Annotated in this window: 4 protein-coding genes and 2 tRNA genes; all 6 read left to right on the top strand. The window is 40.4% G+C overall.

Annotated features, from left to right (window positions below; all coding sequences use genetic code 11):
- The first annotated feature begins 84 nt into the window (after positions 1-84).
- A tRNA-Asn gene (locus tag L1264_RS21265) sits at positions 85-161 on the top strand.
- Between the two features lie 29 nt (positions 162-190).
- Positions 191-267 (top strand) — tRNA-Asn (locus L1264_RS21260).
- Between the two features lie 183 nt (positions 268-450).
- Entirely contained in the window at positions 451-2,394 is a 1,944-nt protein-coding gene (locus tag L1264_RS21255; RefSeq protein WP_235404631.1) for an EAL domain-containing protein, read from the top strand.
- A gap of 177 nt (positions 2,395-2,571) precedes the next feature.
- Positions 2,572-3,153 (top strand): electron transport complex subunit RsxA, encoded by a 582-nt coding sequence (rsxA, locus tag L1264_RS21250; RefSeq protein ID WP_135925394.1) that lies wholly within the window; start codon positions 2,572-2,574, stop codon positions 3,151-3,153.
- 1 nt (position 3,154) lies between these two features.
- Complete coding sequence (gene rsxB / locus L1264_RS21245; RefSeq protein WP_054563643.1) at positions 3,155-3,709, top strand: electron transport complex subunit RsxB; 555 nt, start codon at positions 3,155-3,157, stop codon at positions 3,707-3,709.
- Between the two features lie 8 nt (positions 3,710-3,717).
- On the top strand, positions 3,718-4,423 hold a 706-nt coding region (locus L1264_RS21240), incomplete at its 3' end, for an RnfABCDGE type electron transport complex subunit C (RefSeq protein WP_235404630.1).

Genomic DNA, 4,423 nt, shown 5'->3' with positions numbered 1-4,423 from the left:
CAGTTGGTTAGAGCGACGGACTGTTAATCCGCAGGTCCCCCGTTCGAGTCGGGGAGGGGGAGCCAAGTTTATGAATATGATTGTTCCCCCTTAGCTCAGTTGGTTAGAGCGACGGACTGTTAATCCGCAGGTCCCCCGTTCGAGTCGGGGAGGGGGAGCCAAATCATAGCACCACACTACTCTATTTAGTTCCCCCTTAGCTCAGTTGGTTAGAGCGACGGACTGTTAATCCGCAGGTCCCCCGTTCGAGTCGGGGAGGGGGAGCCAACTCCAAGAATCTATTAAACTTTCATCTACAACTATTCTTCGATTGTATTAGACTTTAAAGCGCATATAATCTACTCTACTTTAAGTAATTTCTATACTTTGCTGTAGAATATGATGCAAAATTATTACAGCAATGAATCAAGGAATTGATTCCTTCCTTTTCGCTTTTAAAAGATAAGAAAAATGGCTGGTTTTAAAAAACTAATATTTATACAACTTATATCTTGGTTACTGTTTACCGTTTTAGGTGGCTATCTAGTTGCTCTTAGTTTTGATAGCTCAGTGAGTGATACGCAAAAAAAAGCACAACTGACCGTTAATTCATACATTAGCGACTTAACAATGGATGACTTATCTGCAGAGAAAATCCAACGTACATTTGCTGATGCGAGTATCTTTTCAAGCTTTACTCTTCGTGATCACGCTGGTAAAACCCTTGTAGCAGTTCAATCATCAGAGTCGCTTCCGCTTCTAGCAGAGATGGTTAACAGTTCATTTAATTCTATCCGTCCGCAATTTGCTGTTAACAACGCTTCTGATATAAAAGTTGAATTTACTATTAATGCACAAAGCCTTGCCAATTTAATGCAGCAGGCGATGTTCGTTGTTATCTTAGTTTCTGGTCTTATTGCCCTTCTCCCTATTTTCTTTATGAAGAGCATGTTTAAACGACTTAATCGTAAAATCAGCACCACTATTGCTGATATTGTTGATATATACATTAACCAGAATCAGGTAGGTGGCGACCTTGAACAAGCGATAGACACGTCGCGAATTAAAAAGCTAAGTAAAGATTTAATCCCTTCGTTTAATCGTTTGTCTCACTTTTTACAGACAAAACATGATGATATTCAAAATAACGCGTTAAATATTAAAAAAGAAGCGTACAAAGATGTTGTAACCAACTTAGGTAACCGCAACATGTTTGTTGAGTATTACGAGAAAAATATTGAAAACTCAGATAAAAGCACCTTTGGCTCGCTTGCCATGGTGCGTTGCAGTGAGTTACAAGCAATAAACCAAACCCGTGGCTACCAGAAAGGTGACGAGTACGTTAAAGGTGTTGCTGATATCATCAAACATATCAGTGGCACGTACACAAATAGCCAAGTTTTTCGTTTAAATAGCTCAGATTTTGCTGTGGTTTTACCGAACACACCACTAAAAGAAGCTGAACGCTTTGCTGATAATCTACAATCTCGTTTCACTCAATATCAACAAAATCAAGAATTAAGCTCTGTAGCAAATACAGGTATCGTTGGTTATGAAAAAGGTAAGCCTTTAGGTGAGCTGCTTTCAGTTGTTGATAATGCTATGAGTATGGCGCAGTCAAAACAAGCAAATGCTTGGCATGTACAACGAGAAACAGACTTAGTAAATAATGCTAGCGCAGGTTTTGGTAACCAGAACTGGCGTAAAGTGATTAACGAAGTTATTGAATCTAAACGTGTACATTTAGTAATGCAAAATATTATGCCGGTTGGTAAGAGCGTTAAAGCTTATGCTGAGATTCAAGTAAGATTTAAAACTGCTGAGAACCAAACATTACCAACGGCTTCATTTTTAGCTATGGCTGAAAAGCTAGAAATGGCAATGGAAATTGATCGATTGATTATCGATACTACTCTGGACAAAATTAAGACTCGTAATTTTTCTGAGAAATTCTTTGGCATTAATGTAACTGCATCAAGTGCCCATAATGATCAATTTGTGATCTGGCTTGAGCGCCGCCTATTAAAAGACAGTAATATCGCCTCTAAGCTTATATTTGAAGTGAGCGAGTTTGGCTTACAACAAAATATTAAAGCAAGTAAACGCTTTATCGATATGGTGCATCGTGTAGGTGCGCGTATCACTGTAGAGCGTTTTGGTGTTGGTTTAACGTCATTTAAATTCTTTAGAGACTTAAAACCTGATTTCATCAAAATGGATGCAAGTTATACCCGCGGCCTTGAAGAAGATAAAAATAATCAATATTTTATGCGCTTAATGGTTGATCTTGCTCACCGTATTGGCGTGAGTGTTTTTGCAGAAGGTGTTGAGAGCCAAGAAGAGAAACATATCATTGAAACTTTATGTTTAGATGGCGTACAAGGCTATTACATCGAAAAGCCAAAAGACATTTAAGCCCCCTACTCATGGCCCAAAAAACCACACGTTTTTTGGGCCTATTCTATTCATTAACCTTGCTTTAACAGTTTAATCATAAACAGCTTTGTTAATTTTAGCTATTCGTCCCTGATGTGTTGTGTCAGCCCCCAGAAAAAAGGATAATAGTGCCGATTTTAAACTCGTGAGGCACGCATGACAGAATATGTCTTGTTATTGATTGGCACCGTGCTAGTCAACAACTTTGTTTTAGTACAGTTCTTAGGTTTATGCCCTTTTATGGGTGTATCAGGTAAGTTAGATACCGCGATCGGTATGTCTTTAGCCACAACCTTTGTGCTTACACTAGCTTCTGTAACGAGTTACCTAGTGAATCATTATATTTTGATTCCACTTGATATCGCCTTTTTACGTACTATGAGCTTTATTCTAGTGATAGCGGTAGTCGTGCAATTTACTGAAATGGTGGTAAGAAAAACCAGCCCGACACTTTATCGCTTATTAGGGATTTTCTTACCGCTTATTACCACCAACTGTGCCGTGTTAGGTGTTGCTCTACTAAATATCAAAGAAGATCATTCGTTCTTGCAATCTGCTGTGTATGGTTTTGGTGCAGCTGTTGGTTTTTCTCTTGTACTGGTTTTATTTGCAGCTTTACGTGAACGCTTGGCAGCTGCAGACGTCCCTGCACCATTTAAAGGTGCGTCAATTGCTATGATCACCGCAGGCCTGATGTCGATGGCCTTTATGGGTTTTACAGGATTAGTGAAGTTTTAATATGACCTTGTTTTATGCTTTGATAGCGTTAGGTTCATTAGCGCTAATATTTGGTTTAATTTTAGGTTTTGCCGCCGTGCGTTTTCGCGTTGAGAGCAACCCTATTGTTGACCAAATTGATACCATTTTACCGCAAACACAATGTGGCCAATGCGGCTACCCTGGCTGTCGTCCATATGCTGAAGCGATCGCCAATGGTGACGAAATCAATAAATGCCCACCAGGCGGCGAAGCCACGGTAAAAAAACTCGCTGATTTAATGGGTGTTGAAGCAAAACCGCTGGCTGGCGGTGAGCAAGCAGATCCTGTTAAAACCGTTGCCTATATTCGTGAAGATGAATGTATTGGTTGTACCAAATGTATTCAAGCCTGCCCTGTTGATGCGATTGTCGGTGCAACCCGCCAAATGCACACTGTATTAATCGATGAATGTACTGGTTGTGACTTATGTGTTGAACCGTGCCCTGTAGACTGTATTGATATGCTGCCTGTAAAAGAAACCAAACAAACTTGGAAATGGCAATTAAACGCAATCCCTGTGACTCAGGTAGATTAGGAGCACAGATGGAAAAGTTAATAGATCAAATTAAACAAGGCAAAGTGTGGTCTATACCTGGGGGCATTCACCCACCGGGTCAAAAGCTGCAATCAACAACACACGCAATTGCAAGACTGCCACTACCAGATAAGCTTGTTGTATCTTTAAAACAACACATTGGTGCTAACGGCAAACTAATTGTTGAAAAAGGCCAACAGGTACTTAAAGGCCAAGCATTAACTAAACCGAGCGGTAATTGGTCTGTGCCTGTGCACGCACCAACATCTGGACTTATTAGCGATATTTGCCCAATGCCATCTGCTCATCCATCAGCATTGCCTGAGCTTAGCGTGATTATTGAACCTGATGGTGAAGATAAATGGTGTGAGCTTCACCCTGTGTCTGATGCAAAAACACTTTCCCATGATGAGCTTGTTGATATTATTCACCAAAGCGGTATTGCAGGTATGGGCGGCGCTGGTTTCCCAACTTATGTAAAAGCAGATACCCGAAAAGCCATTGAGTTTTTAATTGTTAATGCCGTTGAGTGTGAACCTTATATCACCGCTGATGATATGCTAATGCGCGAACATGCCGATGGCATAATTGCTGGCATTGAATTAATGCAGCAGCTGTTAAATCCACAGTTAACGATTATTGGCATCGAAGACAATAAACCCGATGCTATTGCTGCCATGAAACAAGCAGCACAACATAACGAGAGCATCATAG

Source organism: Pseudoalteromonas sp. APAL1 (genome assembly GCF_021532475.1).
GTDB lineage: Bacteria > Pseudomonadota > Gammaproteobacteria > Enterobacterales > Alteromonadaceae > Pseudoalteromonas > Pseudoalteromonas lipolytica_C.
Note: the sequence above shows the minus strand (reverse complement) of the source record. Positions and strands in the feature narration are given on the sequence as shown.